This window comes from Nocardioides panzhihuensis, assembly GCF_013408335.1.
Taxonomy (GTDB): domain Bacteria; phylum Actinomycetota; class Actinomycetes; order Propionibacteriales; family Nocardioidaceae; genus Nocardioides; species Nocardioides panzhihuensis.
On the sequence record NZ_JACBZR010000001.1, the window covers coordinates 2,341,307 to 2,354,931 of the forward strand.

Here is a 13,625-nt window from a genome sequence, read left to right on the forward strand (position 1 = left end):
TCCTATCTGTTCTCTTGGTGAGGTTTCTTGGGCATGTCGTCGAGGAGCTGGGCAGCCCGGATGACTGAGTGGTCATGGCCAGAAGGCGCGGAGACAAGGAGGCCGAGGCCCCGCCGGCGGCCGTCCCCCCGGGGCACGCTCACGCCAGGCATGCCGAGGTAGCTGAGCAGCATGGTCGTGCGGAGGATGCGCGCGTTCCACCAGTCGAAGGCGTCCGCCGAGGCGGTCACCACAGACAGGCTCGGTGGCGCATGACGAACGGTGGGGCACAGCAACAGACCGCCGGCAAGCTCGACCGCTACCCGCTCTCGTAGGGCACTCATGCGCGCACGCACAGGCCCGACCGTGGAACCGACGGCCGACGCACTACGGATGCGACGCGCGACAGCCGGGTCGAGCAGAGCCTCCGACGCACCTTGGAGGAGCTGCCCGTAGCCTGCGTACGCCTCAGCCGCGACCAGCGTGCCGTGGTTGTCCATGAGCTCCTGGGCCTCGGCGAGCACGGGAAGAGGCCGGCGCTCGATCCGGAGTCCATCGTGCGTCTCGAGCTCCTCGACCGCGTCCTGAAACCAGGCCGATACCTCGGGATCAGCGTCCGCAACCACCTCTTCGTCGGGCACCACCAGTCGCACGGGGCCCGTCGCCTGGGCGTAGGGCGGGGCAGTGCAGGAGTCAAACGTGGCGACCGCGAACGCGAGGTCGGTTGCGTTCGGGGCTAGGAGCCCGAAACTGTCCAGGGTGGGCGACAACGTCCGTACGCCATTTCGGGGGAAGCGCTCCTCGGACGCTTTGTAGCCGACGACTCCGCAGAACGCCGCCGGCACACGGACCGACCCAGAGGTGTCGGTGCCGATGGCAAGGAGCACCTGCCCCGACGAGACTGCGGCCGCCGACCCTGATGAAGAGCCGCCCGTGATCAGCGGCTCGCTGCCCGACAGCGGGTTGAGTGGTGACCCGAAGTGCGGGTTGGTGCCGATCCCCGAGAATGCGAGCTCGCTGAGGTTCGTCTTGCCGACCATTACGGCGCCGCTCGCGCGCAGGATCTGAACGATTTCCGCATCGCGCGTGGCTAGGGCAGGCGACGCGTCCACGACGGATCCGTTCGTCGTCGGCATGCCGGCCACATCGATGCAGTCCTTGACCGCCACCGGGAGGCCGTCGAGACACCCGGCCGGCCGTCCTTCTCGCCAACGCTCGGTGGATGCTGCCGCACGCTCGCGTGCCTCGGCAGGCGCCACGCTGATGAACACATGGTCCACCTCCTGGATGCGCCGAAGCACGTCCTCGAGTACGCCGGTGGGCGTGTCTTCCACACGACCGAACCGCGAGATCAGCTCGGCGATCATGACACCGATCGCCCGCCCGCGTGATCGAAGCAGGGCCGCAGACGCAGCTCGATGTCCCGGGGCTCGCGATGAGCTCCGTTGGTCGGCGCCAGGTCCTGCGGGCAGGCCGAGACAACCAGAACAAGGGGCCGGACGGCGCGCAGGGTGACACGATCGCGAGGTCGGCTCGTCGGCGGCTCGATGCCCAAGGTCCCGTCAGGGCCGACGGGTACGTTCATGAACAGGTTGAGCGGCTGCGGAACCTGGCCAGGTGCCGGGATGGCCAGCTCGTGCAGCGCGTCACGGAAGTTGTCGGTGCAGCTGTCGTGGTGGCCGACGGCTCCGAGCTGCCGGTAGCGAGCCGGGTCGCACGCGGGGATCAGCGTGTCGTGGCGACCACTTGAGGTGTCGGTCTCGAGGGTCAGCATCGGCTCCCGATCGGACCCGACCAAGGCGTCGCCCTCCTGGACGAAGACCCGGCCGTTCGCCATCCGCGTGTGGGCCATCGAGAGCACGGTCGTCGGGTCGACGGCACTGATCGCCCAGGTGTCGACTACCTGCTGGCCGAACAGGTTGACGATGGCGATCGAGTCACCGGCACCGAGCCGAATGGCCCGGCCCGTGCGTGCGACGAGGGTGGTAGCGGTCAAGGCGTGTCCCTTCCCATTTGACGTTCGGGTCAAGTCGCTAGACAACCAGCACCAGCACGTCCGGTCACTGGAGATGTCAACAGACATCACCGCCACGACGGTGGATAATCACACCTATGTTGTCGCTACACCGCCTGTTGCAGCAGGCAGAGCTCGAACTCACGCTGCTCGTTCCAGGCGAGGGTGAGGGCGCGGATCGGGAGTTGCTCTGGCTTCACAACACCGAGCTGGCCAACCCGGCACCGTACGTCCGTCCAGGAGAGCTGGTCCTCACCAACGGTGTCTGGCTCGATGAAGCCGATCCCGCGTCCTTCGTCGATGCGGTACATCGTGCTGACGCCGCCGGCATCGTCTTCGGACTGCGCAAGGAGACGCCCATTACGCCGGCCGAGCTGATCGAGGCCTGCCGGCGGGTCGGGATGCCACTCGCGCAGATTTCCATCGAGGTGCCCTTCACCGCGGTCACCCGTGCGGCAGCAACCTTGCTCGCGGAGTCTCGACTGAGCGATCTCTCGGGGACAGTGCGACGTAGCGGCGCACTGGCCTCGGCGATCTCGCGTGGGGCGGGTGCGGCCGGAATCCTCCAGATCGTGCGCCGAGAACACGACCTTCCGCTGGTCGTGGTCGATCGGACCGGTCGCCAGCTCGCGAGCGCGAATGCCGACCTCTTCCCCACCCAGTTGAGAGACGCGACGCGCGCCTTGACACGACACCCGCCTCCACTCCAGGCAGAGCTCGACGGGACGACGGCGTCGATCTTCCTCGTCACAGCCGTCGCTGACGTCGAGGCCGGGCTCTTCTGCCTCCGGCCCTATCGAGAACTGCGTCCCAACGAGGTCGCGGCCCTCGAGCAAGCCGCCACGTACCTCAGCCTCGAGGCTGCCAAGCAGCAGGCCGTGCATGCGATCGAGCAACGCTTTGCGGCCGAAGTCCTCGACATGGTTCAGGCGGGCTCAAGCCGTGAGGCCGACGTCGCCGAGCGGCTCCGTGCCTTCGGCGTCGACCCCGCCAGTCCGATCGCAGCCCTCGCCATCGCGGGACCGTCCGCCGGTCCGGGGCAGATATCTCACGATGCCGAGACGGTCGCCGACCTCCTCCTCGACCAGGGGCTTGCGGCTCTGGTGGTCGGTGGCTCGCGAGAGACGATCGCGTTCGTCTCGTGGCCGAGAGCCGAACGGACGTCCCTCCGCACGGCCAGCGAGGAGCTGCAGCGCAGGATCTTTCGATCCCACGGCACCAGCCGGGTCCTGGTCGCGATCGGCGGGGTGAGCCCGAATTCTGCCGGTCTCGGCACCGTCCTCATGCAGGCACGCGAGACCTGCCGCGCCATGCAGGCTCAGACGGAAGGGCCCGTGGTGCAGGAGTTCGGCGACGTCGACAGTCACCGGCTGCTGATCGCAATGCTCGACCGCGAGACGCTCGCGCGATTCTCGCACGGCGTGCTGGGCGAGCTCCGGACGCAAGATCGAAACGGCGACCTCGAATCCACGCTCCGTACCTTTCTGGAGCTCGACGGTCACTATGGGGCCACGGCTGAGCGGCTGCACATCCACGTCAACACTCTCCGCAACCGGCTGGCCAGGCTCGCGGAGCTCACCCGCCGGGATGTCCGAACCACCGACGGCAGAGTCGATCTCTTCCTCGCCCTGCAGGCAGACGCGCTCACCTGACCTCGGTCAAAAGACCGATCACCGACGGCTCGCAGCGGCCGCACTCGCGATGACCGTTGCCACGGCCGGATCAGGATCGGCCCTAGCCTCTGCACCGAGCCGGGATCCGCTCCAATCCGCCGGAGCCACGGTTCCGGCGTCCACCGAGGAGCTGACGAGTGTCGTCGGCACCGGTGGCGGCACCCCGAACGACAGTCAGGTCCGGCCGACGGCAGCTCCAGCAGCATTCAGATGGGCAAGAAGTTCGTCGTTGAACCGCTTGCCGATCCGTTGCACGGCATGAGGGCTGCCGTCGAACAGAACCCGCTTGGCCCCCAATGCCTCGGCCAACGCATCGGCCACATCCTCGAAACCGGCTGTACCGCCGCCGGTCACGACCAGCTTGGGAAAGGAGGTCTGCGCAAGCTTCTCCACACGGACGCCCGTTTCCCAGGGCCTTTCGGTGGTGAGATTACCGACAGCCTCGGCGAGCGGCGGAGGGAGAGGCGAGGGCAGTTGCATGTCGACGCTCAGCACCTCTAGGAATCCCGCCGCGAACGACTCGAGGTCCGACGCATCGGCTTCTGCCCAGTATTCCCGCAGCGCCGAAATGAGCAGGTCGGCTGCTGGCCGGCCAGCACCGTTCGGCATCGCCGGCGGCTCGATCACCGTGAGCGACCAGACCTTCTCAGGAGCTAACGCAGCGGCCCGCATGGCGACGACCCCGCCCATGGACGTCCCCACCAGGTGTGCCCCGTCGCCAAGCAGCTCAACGATCTCGGTCGCGTCCCGGTCTGGGTCGATCCGCTCCGTGCTCGGACTCGGGCTATAGCCCCTGCGGTACGGGGCGAGGATCCGGAACCGGTCGGCGAGCACCTGCTGCTCTCCGAAGGCGGCTGCTGCAGACCCCAGGCTGCCGTGCACCATGACGACCCGTGGGCCCGAGTCTCCCCAGCGTTCCGCGGCAAGTTCGGTCATGAACGGACCCCTCAACGCTGCGAGCCGGCGGCAGCCGCCTCGGCTTCGGCACGGGCAAAGACGCCGTTGTCGATGTCCAGCTGGCGCGACTCGAACTTCCAGCCCCCAGCGGTGCGCACGACGCTGTCGGTGTAGATACCCGAGGCGATGATGAACGGGGGCTTCTCGACCTGGACCTTGGTGACCGCGCAGGTGATGCTGGCTGTGTCGCCATCGCCGTCAACGATGTAGTTCGTCATCAGGTGGCGGGCACCGTCCTCCTTGCCCGCTGCGATATGACCATTGATGAACTCGCGGATCGCGTCATGCCCGGCGAACGTGCCGTAGGTGGCGATGAACCTCCCGTCCGGAAGCCAGGCCCTCACCCAGGCGTCGACGTCGTGGTTGTCGAGTGAGCGCATATGTGCGTTGGAGAGCTCGACGATCTCGAGCTTGTCCTCGACTGAGAGAGGCATGGTGAATCTCCTTGCTCGTGGCTTGGTGATGGAAGGGCAATGCGCCTCGACGCAGGTCCATCCGTGGCGACGGTTCTGGAACCCAGACCGGCCGACCGCTCGTGCGGTTCAATCGAGTCTCGTTCCCCGAGGAGCGCCTGCCAATCGCCGATGCGAACACTCATCAGCACGAACGCGAACATCCGCCTTTGCAGGCGAGCCGGGCTACAGGCGGGAGCCTCGCAGCACGGCCGACGGCGACTCGCCGAACCTCTGCTTGAACCTCGCTGCGAAGTCGCCGAGGTGCAGAAATCCGCACGCAACAGCCACTGCAGTCACGGTGGTCTCAGCCTCGCTGGCCAGGGACAGCTGAGCGTGGGCGCGCTCGAGACGCTGGTTGCGAAGCCACTCACCAGGCGACATCCCGACCTCGCGGCGGAACCCTAGCTGCAGGCTTCGTAGCGTGACCCCGCAGTGCCGGGCAACATCCGACAGCAAGGGCTGGTCGGCGAGGTTCGCGAGCATGTAATCCATAGCACGGGAGACCCGTTCCGCGGATGGGCTCTTCGCAGCGCCCGCAAGTTTCCCGCTGAGGTTGCTCGGATACCCCAGCAGAAGGGCATCGACGATCAGAGTCTCGACCTGGACGGCCAGTCGCGTGCGCCGAACGACGTGCGGATCGGCCGCAAGTCGGGCGGCAGCGTCGATCAGCCCCACGAGCCCGGGGCTGACCTGCGCGGTCGTGAGCTCGAAATGCACAGGAGTGGCCTTTGCCGCCCCGATCAGCGCCGCCGCCGCGCTCTCGACTTGTCGGCGCTCTAGGCGTACGAGGACCTGATCGAAATCACGGCCGATCTCCAGCGTGAACGGCCGGTAGGGACTGACAACCGACATGGCCCCAGGCCCGAGAGCAGCAGTCGTCCGCCCGTAGTCGAAACGCGCCCGCCCCGCCACCGGCAGCACGACGATGAACTCGTCCTGCTCCGGGGCGACCCCCGAGATCGTGACGTCAGCGCCATAGCGCAGCCGGCTCAGCCCAACAGCACTCGGCAGATGATCCAGCCGCGCGGCGAGATCAGCGCCTCGACCACGTACGCGCAACATATGCGGACGTAGTGCCGTTGCGCAGGCACCGACGACCGCGTCGATATCGTCAGCGGCCTGGAGGAGAGGAGTGCCGTGGTCACGCACGACTTCGGCGATCTCATCGATGGACACCTCGCACCCCTCTCACACTCAGAATAGATCCCCTGAGCGACTTGGCGATGTTGAGCGCCTGAGCGCGCCACCAAGATCGCTCAGTCCTGCCCGATCGTGGCCAGGTCCGTCTCCCGGGTCTCCTTCGCGATCAGGGAGGCGACGAGGGAGACCGCACCCATGGCGGCGAGATAGGCCGCGATCGCGTAGCCGGTGCCGAACTTCTGGTAGAGCGCGATCGCGATGATCGGAGCGAGCGAGCCGGCGAGGACAGAGGCCAAGTTGTAGGCCAACGAGACGCCTGAGTAGCGCACTTCGGTCGGGAACAGCTCGGAGAAGAAGGCGCCGATCACCGCGCTGAAGGCGGCGAAGATCAGCAGACCCCCGGTGACGGCCAGCACGATCAGTGCCGTGTTCTTAGTGTCCAGCAGGCCGAAGAAGACGAAGGACCACACGATCGTCGCGATCGACGCAGTCAGGTAGATCGGGCGCCGGCCGATCCGGTCCGCCAGCACCGCGATGGAGGGGATCGCCACGACTGCGACACCCTGGCCGATCAGCACGGCCGTCAGAGCCGTCGACTGGTCGAGGTGGAGCATCTTGGTGACATACGTGATCACGAACAGCGAGTAGATGTAGAAGCCGGCGTTCTCACCGAAGCGGGTCGCGGCTGCCAGCAGCACCATCCGCCAGTGCTTGCGGACGACCACGCCCACAGGCAGTCCCTTGGGCTGGGCATGGGCCCGCTTCTGTGCCTGCTCGAAGAGCGGTGTCTCAGCGACGTAGAGACGCAGCCAGAGACCGATGAGGACGAGCAGTGCCGAGAGGCCGAAAGCGATCCGCCAGCCCCAGGACAGGAAGTCCGCCTCGGAGAGCGCGCTGTTGAGGGCGAGCAGCACACCTGCCGCTGCGAGGTTGCCGAGCGGCGGGCCGATGTTGGGCCAGGAGGCGTAGAACGCCCTCCGCTTCTCGTCGCCGTGCTCGGAGACGAGAAGGACGGCGCCACCCCACTCGCCGCCCAGCGCGAAGCCCTGCACCAAGCGTAGGACCACAAGCAGGGTCGGAGCGCCGATCCCGATCGTCGCGTAGCTCGGCAGGAAGGCGATCAGGAAGGTGGATCCGCCCATCAGCAGGAGGCTCGCGATCAGCGTGGCGCGGCGTCCGTGCCGGTCGCCGAAGTGGCCGAGGACGACGGCGCCGATCGGACGCGCCAGGAAGCCCACGGCGTAAGTCGCGAAGGCGAGGATCGTGCCGACGAGCGGGTCGGACGCGGGGAAGAACAGGGTGTTGAAGACCAGCGCCGAGGCTGTCCCGTAGAGGAAGAAGTCGTACCACTCGACGGCGGTGCCGGCGAGGCTCGAGCCGGCGACGACCGGGAGGCTGGTGTGTGAGGTTCGCTGAGACTGCTTGCTAGGTTGGTCGAGGGTTGTTCTGGACATGGGTCTCTCCTGAAGGTGCGTGTCCGGTGACCTCGCCTCGGGGGCTGTTGCCGCAGCCGCCGGGGCATTTCTGGTTCAAGGCCGGAAGGCCTAGAAGAACCAGTGCTCGGGCTCGTGCCCGTGCGGGGTGACCTCGGCGAAGCGTCCGCCGTGGAATCCGAGCGCCTCGCCCTCGCGAGAGCAGACGTCGACGACCGCGCCGAAGACGACGGTGTGATCGCCGGCGTCGACCACTCGCTCCACGTCGCAGTCGACGTGTGCCAGCGCGCCGGGAACGACGGGCACGCGGTGACCGTCGTACTCCAGGCCGAGGCCGGCGAAGTGGTCCTCGCCGCGCTGGGCGAAGCGCAGCGCGATCGCCTGCTGGCGCGACGAGAGGATGTTGACCGCGAACCGCCCGGCAGCCGTGACCGCCTCCGCGCTGCGGGCCCCGTGATTGAAGCAGACCAGGAGCAGCGGTGGGTCGAGCGAGACCGAGGTCAGCGAGTTCACGGTCATCCCGTGCGGGACGCCGTCGTGCTCGGTCGTGATGACGGCGACGCCGGTGGCGAAGCGACCCATGGTCTGGCGCATCGCCATCGAGTCGACCAGGGATGCGGTCATCGTCCCCACCCCCTCAGTCCTCGGCCTGAGCGTGATAGCGGACCTCGTAGGTGGTCACGCCCTCGTCGGTGCGCCACGGCCCGTGCGGCATGCCCGGCGGGCGGCAGGCGAACTCGCCCGCCACGAAGGTCCGGCCCAGCGAGAGGTCGTGGAACGAGCCCTCGATGATGTAGACCTCCTCCCAGAACTCGTGCTTCTGCACACCCAGCTCGGTGGAGTCGGCGCCGGGCTCGTAGCGCAGGATGCGGGTAGCCACACCTCCGACGGGGTCGGTCGCGAGGATCCGCTCCTTGATCAGCGGGTTGTCGCCCGGGCACAGGGTGTAGTCGATGTCGGTGATCGGGGTGAACTCGATCTCGGGCTTGCTCATGCGGTGACCTCCTCGGTGATGGCGGCGAGCTCGGTGACGCCGTACGACGCCAGGAACTCCTCGACGGACGCGAGCGGCCCGTCGTAGTCGAAGTTGCGGAACGCGTAGCCCTTCACGACGAACGGGGCTCCGGAGTAGAAGAGCTCGTACTGCTGGTGGCGGCCGGCGAACTCGCTGCCGATCGCGTCCCAGGCCAGCTTGAACAGCTTCACCCGGTCGATCGAGGAGATACCGGGACTGCTGACATAGCGCTCCATGTCGTCGCGAGTGGCCACCTCGACCAGTTCGTGCACGCTCGAGGGGACCTGCAGGACACCGCCACCGACGAGGTCGCGCAGGATGCCGATGACGCGCGGGTGGATCTCAGCCTGGAGGCCCATGGCGCCGTAGAGCGCCTGGGCGCCGGGACGGAGAAAACCCTGCGCATCGGTCGTCGCGGTGAATTGCGCAGAGTTGACGCCAGACTCGACGATCGATACCAGGCTGGCCAGCTCGCCGAGCTTCTCGATCACACCGGGGAACTTGTCGACGTCGTTGACCGCGGCGACCTTGCGGGCGATGCCGGCGAGGAACTTCAGCTTGGTGGCGAACCGGATCTGAGCCTGGAAGTTGCCGAGGACGTGGGCCGCGGTCTCGAAGAACTGCTTGCGGAGGCCGGCGACATCCTTGTAGACGAACACGTTCTCCCACGGGATGAACACGTCGTGGAAGACGAGCAACGCGTCGGTCTCGTCGAAACGGGAGCTGAGCGGGTAGTCGTACTCGCTGGTCACGCCGGGCGCGTAGGGGCGGCGACAGTAAAGGGTGAGGCCCTCGGCGCCGACGGGGACCGTGAAGCTGACCGCGAAGTCGGCGTCCTCGGCCTTGAGCGGCTTGATGCACGACACCAGGATCTCGTCGGCGACCGCTCCCCCGGTGGCGAGCATCTGGGCGCCGCTGACCACGATGCCGTCCTCGCGCTCCTCCTTGACGCCGACCTGGATGAAGTCGCCCTCCCAGGCGTGGGCGGTCGTGGCGCGCGAGACCTGCGGCGGGATGATCGCGTACGACACGTGCAGGTCGTTCTCGACGATTCGGCGGTGGAAGGCGAGCACGTTGTCGGCCAAGCCGCGCTCGGTCGCGAACGCCTCGGGGTGGGACGAGAACGCGGCGACGAAGGCACCGACGTGGTCGGGTGAGCGTCCCACCCAGCCGTGGGTGTGGTCGGCCCAGATCTGGGCCGCATCGCGCCAGGACTGCAGGTCATCTGCGTTTCGAGGCGCGAGGAAGAGGCGGTTGACCGCGCGGTCGGTCGCCTCGTCGTGGACCTGCATCCCGTTGGCGGGGTCGGCCGCGAGGTCGAGCAGGTCGCCGATGGTGCTGGCGATCGGCGCGAAGGCCGGGTCGCTCGCGACGTGCTCGACAGGCTTGCCGTCGACGATGACGCGGCGGTCGTCATCGAGGGAGGCGAGGTAGTCGGTGCTGGTGCGCATCAGTTGCTCCTGACAGAGACGGAGTAGGTGAGTTCGATGGGGTCGTGGCCGGGGACTTGGAGCTGCATGCGCCAGTCGCGGCCGTAGCGGAAGGTGCCGTCGATGAGCGGCCGGGTGCCGCCGAAGAGGACGAGGGCGACGTCGGAGCTGCCGCCGATCTGGTCCCACTCGGCCAGGACCTGGGTGATCGGGAGCATCGAGGCGAGGGTGCCCTCCTGGTAGAGGTCGCCGTCGACCCAGCTGCGGACGACGACGGCGTCCCAGTCGACGAGCGCCGGCGGGTCACCGAGCTCGACGAGGGTGGAGGCGATCGGCTTGGGGCAAGCCGCCTTCGAGAGCTGGATACCGACGGTCTCCATCTCGCGATCGGTGTGGTCCGAGCCGACGGTCAGGTAGTAGGTGCCGTTGGCCCGGATGAGCACCGGCTCGACCTCTCCGGACGTCTCGTCTCCGCTGACCTCGATGTCACTGGCGGTGGTCAGCCGGTCAACGTCGAGCGGGTAGAAGGCAGGAATCGTGTCCGGCTCCGGCACACCGATCGCGGCGAGCTCGTCGATGTGGTGGCGAACCGCCTCCTGGTCGCGGCCGGTGTATCCGGCCACGACGAGGTGACTCGGTGCGATCTCGACGTCGGCACCGTCGGTGGTGCCGAGCCGCAGGCGCGTCGCGGTGGTGCTCATGCGTACTCCTTCATCGGGTTGGTGTACTGGGTTGGCACAGGCAGGCCCGGCCAGCGTCGGTCGGCGAGGGCGGGAAACTCAGCGCGGAACCTGCTCGGGTAGGCCGGGTCGACGTCGGCGTACGTGAAGCCTTCGTCGGCACCTGCCTCGACAAGCACCTCCCCGGTCGGAGCGATGACCCGACTGTGGCCGCCCAGAGCGACCCCCTGCTGCTCGCCGACGGCGTTGCAGGCGATCAGGTTGACCTGCTGCTCGACTGCACGTACGGATGTGAACAGACGCCAGTGCTCCAGGCGGGCGGCGGGCCAGGCGGCGCAGACCACCACCTGCTCGGCGCCTTCGTCGACCAGGCTCCGGAACAGCTCGGGGAAACGCAGGTCGTAGCACGTCGTGATACCGGTGGCAGGACCTCCCACCGGGCCGACGCCAAGACCCTCCCCCGGCGTCAGCAGCTCGGTCTCGCGAGAGCCGTAGCCGAACAGGTGGATCTTGCGGTATTGGGCGACGACAGCGCCGTCAGGGGCGACGACTACGGAGGTGTTGTGCAACCGGCCCTCGGAGTCGACTTCGACGAAGCTGCCGAGGTGCACGAACAGCTGCAGCGCGGTTGCCCAGCTGCGAGCTGCCGCGAGCGTCCGGCCCTCGAAGGGCTCGGCGCGCTCGGCGTACTGCTCGAAGGAGAAGTAGCCGGCCGTCCACATCTCCGGCAGGACCAGCAGATCGACGTCGCGCAACGCGCGCTCGGCGTGCACCGTACGGTCGACGCGGGCAAGTCGGTCCTCGACCGATTCATGATCCGGGCTGGCGAGCTGGAGGAGCGATATCTGCATGCCCCAACGATCATGTGACTGGGGCCACACCCGATATCGGAAAGACGCCGTCGCGCACTCGGAATTGCGCTAGGAGAGGTGTCAGCGACGTTCGGCGAGAACCGCGGAGGGCGTCACGCCGTAACGGGTGCGGAACGCGGTGCCGAACTCGCCGAGGTGGAAGAAGCCGCAGCTGAAGGCGACGTCGGTCACCGAGAGTCCAGGGGCACCGCCGGCCAGCAGCGCGTGGGCGCGCTCGAGCCGCTGAGAGCGCAGCCACTTCAGCGGCGAGGTCCCCACCTCGCGCCGGAAACCGGCCTGCAGACTGCGTACGCTCGTCCCGCACGCCTCCGCCACCGCGGTGACGGTCATCGGTTCGCCGAGTCTCGCGAGCATGTAGTCCATCGCCTTCCGGACCCGCGGCGACCCTGCGCTGCCACGCCCCGAACCGGTTGTCGCCGTCCGGTTGTTCGGCTGAGCCAGAAGAAGGGTTTCGATGAGGAGCTGCTCGACCTGCCACAGCAATTGAGGACGACGCTCGACAATGTCAGAGCCGACGATGCTCACCGCAGACTCGAGCAGACCGTCCATACTCGTCATGCCGCCGGCGAGCGCCAGGTCGAAGTCGACCGGACCAACCTCGCCGGTGAGCGCGGCGGCCACCGACTCGACACGCTTTCGGTCTATCCGGACGACCACTTGATCCCATAACTCGTCGAACGCGAACTCAAACTCCCGGTGTGGCCCGATGATGACCCCACGGTCCGGAGTCGCCATCACCACGGCGTCTCCGTAGCGGAACCGGCCCGCACCAGCGACCGGGAGCGTGAGGAGATAATCGTCGAGCACACCGTCCCCCGAACTCACGGTGACCGACGCCCCGTAGCGCAAAAGGTTGACCGACAGGTCCTGCAGCGGAACGTGAGTCAGGCTCGTCGCCAGCTGGCCTCCGGGTCGGCCAACGGTGAGTACATGCGGACGCAAGGCGCCCGTGCAAGCCTCTTTCACCTCGTCGGCGTCACCTGTGTCCCTCAACATGGCACGCCCCCGCTCCACCGCGATGCGGGCAATGGCAGGTACTCCCATGGCATCCCTTGCGACTGGGCAAGCGCCTAATGATGGCGCCTAGACATATCGATGATGGCCGCCGAATGCAGGGGCGTCAACGCGGTCGGCCGCGTCGGTCGACCGCGTGGGGTGTCCCACAACTGGTTCGCCCGCCACGCGTCAGCGAACCTGCAGCACTTGCATTTCCTCTACGTCACGCCACGCCTTCAATGTCCCCCGGCAGAAGATGGACTCTGCTCGTCCAGCGCCTCATCGCCCGCGAGATCCCGGGCGAGCATCCGCAGAATGCGACGAAGCTCCTTCGGGTCTGGCCTCGGGTACGCATCGCCCGCGGTGATCAGGTTGTGGATCGCACCGGTGATGAGGAACCCGTACGCCCGTGCATCCACGTGCGCCGCGATGCGACCGAGTTGCTGCTCCGCGCGCAGATAGTCCGTCACCGTCGATTCGAACGAGTGCTCCAGACCTGACTTCTTGGTCAGGTCAGCGATCAACGGAGCGAGGGCCCGGCCGCCGAGCCCATGGGTGACCACCGGCCGTTCGGACTCGAACAGGATGCGCGCATACTCGATCAGATTGTCGGCGACCGTCCGCTTGCCCGCCGTGGCAGACCACGCGTCCAGTGCATCACGAAGCCTCTCCAGCTCGAGCTCGACCATCTCGACTATCAGCTCGTCACGGCTCGCGAAGACCTTGTACGGCAGCCCGACCGAGCACCCGGACGCTGTTGCGAGCGCCCGCATCGTCAGTGCTTGCAGCCCGTCTCGCTTCACGATCTGCTGGGCGTGCTCGATCAGGGACGAGCGTAGCTCCCGTGTCTCCTCCGGAGTGCGGCGAAGCGTCATCACCCATCCATTTCGATCTGACGTCCGACAACCAGTACCCGCTCGATCACCACGCGGACGCATCGCACCTTACTCCGTCCCACCGGCGAGGCATCGCCGGAGTGGA

Annotated in this window: 14 protein-coding genes; 1 reads left to right on the forward strand and 13 read right to left on the reverse strand. The window is 67.4% G+C overall.

From position 1 onward, the window contains the following. Nucleotides 1-2: 2 nt before the first annotated feature. Together BJ988_RS11120 and BJ988_RS11125 are read right to left on the reverse strand one after the other, a co-directional pair. Complete coding sequence (locus BJ988_RS11120; RefSeq protein WP_179658045.1) at nt 3-1,346, reverse strand: amidase family protein; 1,344 nt, start codon at nt 1,344-1,346, stop codon at nt 3-5. Beyond that, entirely contained in the window at nt 1,343-1,975 is a 633-nt protein-coding gene (locus BJ988_RS11125; protein WP_218860764.1) for a DUF1989 domain-containing protein, read from the reverse strand. The genes BJ988_RS11120 and BJ988_RS11125 overlap by 4 nt, the downstream gene beginning before the upstream one ends. Nucleotides 1,976-2,091: 116 nt before the next feature. Here BJ988_RS11125 and BJ988_RS11130 point away from each other — a divergent pair, with 116 nt between their 5' ends. Beyond that, nucleotides 2,092-3,645, forward strand: a complete 1,554-nt coding sequence (locus tag BJ988_RS11130; protein ID WP_179658046.1) for a PucR family transcriptional regulator — start codon at nt 2,092-2,094, stop codon at nt 3,643-3,645. Between the two features lie 195 nt (nt 3,646-3,840). Here BJ988_RS11130 and BJ988_RS11135 read toward each other — a convergent pair whose 3' ends face one another. The 11 genes from BJ988_RS11135 to BJ988_RS11185 all read right to left on the reverse strand — a co-directional run bounded on the left by BJ988_RS11135 (nt 3,841) and on the right by BJ988_RS11185 (nt 13,519). Next, the gene (locus BJ988_RS11135) at nt 3,841-4,602 is read right to left on the reverse strand and encodes an alpha/beta fold hydrolase (protein WP_179658047.1); all 762 of its coding nucleotides are present in this window, start codon (nt 4,600-4,602) and stop codon (nt 3,841-3,843) included. An 11-nt stretch (nt 4,603-4,613) separates the two neighbouring features. Beyond that, nucleotides 4,614-5,057, reverse strand: a complete 444-nt coding sequence (locus tag BJ988_RS11140) for a nuclear transport factor 2 family protein (RefSeq protein ID WP_179658048.1) — start codon at nt 5,055-5,057, stop codon at nt 4,614-4,616. A 204-nt stretch (nt 5,058-5,261) separates the two neighbouring features. Further along, a complete protein-coding gene (locus BJ988_RS31320) occupies nt 5,262-6,254 on the reverse strand; it encodes an AraC-like ligand-binding domain-containing protein (protein WP_179658049.1) in 993 nt (330 codons plus the stop codon). A gap of 80 nt (nt 6,255-6,334) precedes the next feature. Beyond that, the gene (locus BJ988_RS11150) at nt 6,335-7,672 is read right to left on the reverse strand and encodes an MFS transporter (RefSeq protein ID WP_179658050.1); all 1,338 of its coding nucleotides are present in this window, start codon (nt 7,670-7,672) and stop codon (nt 6,335-6,337) included. Nucleotides 7,673-7,762: 90 nt separating this feature from the next. After that, complete coding sequence (locus tag BJ988_RS11155; protein WP_179658051.1) at nt 7,763-8,275, reverse strand: flavin reductase family protein; 513 nt, start codon at nt 8,273-8,275, stop codon at nt 7,763-7,765. 13 nt (nt 8,276-8,288) lie between these two features. Beyond that, nucleotides 8,289-8,645, reverse strand: coding sequence for a cupin domain-containing protein (locus BJ988_RS11160; RefSeq protein WP_179658052.1), 357 nt, complete (start codon nt 8,643-8,645; stop codon nt 8,289-8,291). Then, complete coding sequence (locus tag BJ988_RS11165; RefSeq protein WP_179658053.1) at nt 8,642-10,117, reverse strand: 4-hydroxyphenylacetate 3-hydroxylase family protein; 1,476 nt, start codon at nt 10,115-10,117, stop codon at nt 8,642-8,644. Before BJ988_RS11165 ends, BJ988_RS11160 begins: the two co-directional genes overlap by 4 nt. After that, nucleotides 10,117-10,797, reverse strand: coding sequence for a DUF2848 family protein (locus tag BJ988_RS11170; protein WP_179658054.1), 681 nt, complete (start codon nt 10,795-10,797; stop codon nt 10,117-10,119). The genes BJ988_RS11165 and BJ988_RS11170 overlap by 1 nt, the downstream gene beginning before the upstream one ends. Then, nucleotides 10,794-11,627: a nitrilase-related carbon-nitrogen hydrolase gene (locus BJ988_RS11175; protein WP_179658055.1), complete on the reverse strand. Its 834-nt coding sequence runs from the start codon at nt 11,625-11,627 to the stop codon at nt 10,794-10,796. The genes BJ988_RS11170 and BJ988_RS11175 overlap by 4 nt, the downstream gene beginning before the upstream one ends. 81 nt (nt 11,628-11,708) lie before the next feature. Continuing rightward, on the reverse strand, nt 11,709-12,692 hold the full coding sequence (locus BJ988_RS11180; protein ID WP_179658056.1) for an AraC family transcriptional regulator: 984 nt from the start codon (nt 12,690-12,692) through the stop codon (nt 11,709-11,711). Nucleotides 12,693-12,880: 188 nt separating this feature from the next. After that, nucleotides 12,881-13,519 (reverse strand): TetR/AcrR family transcriptional regulator, encoded by a 639-nt coding sequence (locus BJ988_RS11185; RefSeq protein ID WP_179658057.1) that lies wholly within the window; start codon nt 13,517-13,519, stop codon nt 12,881-12,883. Between the last annotated feature and the right edge of the window lie 106 nt (nt 13,520-13,625).

Coding starts and splice junctions, on each gene's coding strand:
- BJ988_RS11165 (WP_179658053.1), bottom strand. CDS start 10,117: ATGCGCACCAGCACCGACTACCTCGCCTCCCTCGATGACGACCGCCGC.
- BJ988_RS11180 (WP_179658056.1), bottom strand. CDS start 12,692: ATGGGAGTACCTGCCATTGCCCGCATCGCGGTGGAGCGGGGGCGTGCC.
- BJ988_RS11120 (WP_179658045.1), bottom strand. CDS start 1,346: ATGATCGCCGAGCTGATCTCGCGGTTCGGTCGTGTGGAAGACACGCCC.
- BJ988_RS11160 (WP_179658052.1), bottom strand. CDS start 8,645: ATGAGCAAGCCCGAGATCGAGTTCACCCCGATCACCGACATCGACTAC.
- BJ988_RS11155 (WP_179658051.1), bottom strand. CDS start 8,275: ATGACCGCATCCCTGGTCGACTCGATGGCGATGCGCCAGACCATGGGT.
- BJ988_RS11170 (WP_179658054.1), bottom strand. CDS start 10,797: ATGAGCACCACCGCGACGCGCCTGCGGCTCGGCACCACCGACGGTGCC.
- BJ988_RS11175 (WP_179658055.1), bottom strand. CDS start 11,627: ATGCAGATATCGCTCCTCCAGCTCGCCAGCCCGGATCATGAATCGGTC.
- BJ988_RS11135 (WP_179658047.1), bottom strand. CDS start 4,602: ATGACCGAACTTGCCGCGGAACGCTGGGGAGACTCGGGCCCACGGGTC.
- BJ988_RS11150 (WP_179658050.1), bottom strand. CDS start 7,672: ATGTCCAGAACAACCCTCGACCAACCTAGCAAGCAGTCTCAGCGAACC.
- BJ988_RS11185 (WP_179658057.1), bottom strand. CDS start 13,519: ATGACGCTTCGCCGCACTCCGGAGGAGACACGGGAGCTACGCTCGTCC.
- BJ988_RS11140 (WP_179658048.1), bottom strand. CDS start 5,057: ATGCCTCTCTCAGTCGAGGACAAGCTCGAGATCGTCGAGCTCTCCAAC.
- BJ988_RS11130 (WP_179658046.1), top strand. CDS start 2,092: ATGTTGTCGCTACACCGCCTGTTGCAGCAGGCAGAGCTCGAACTCACG.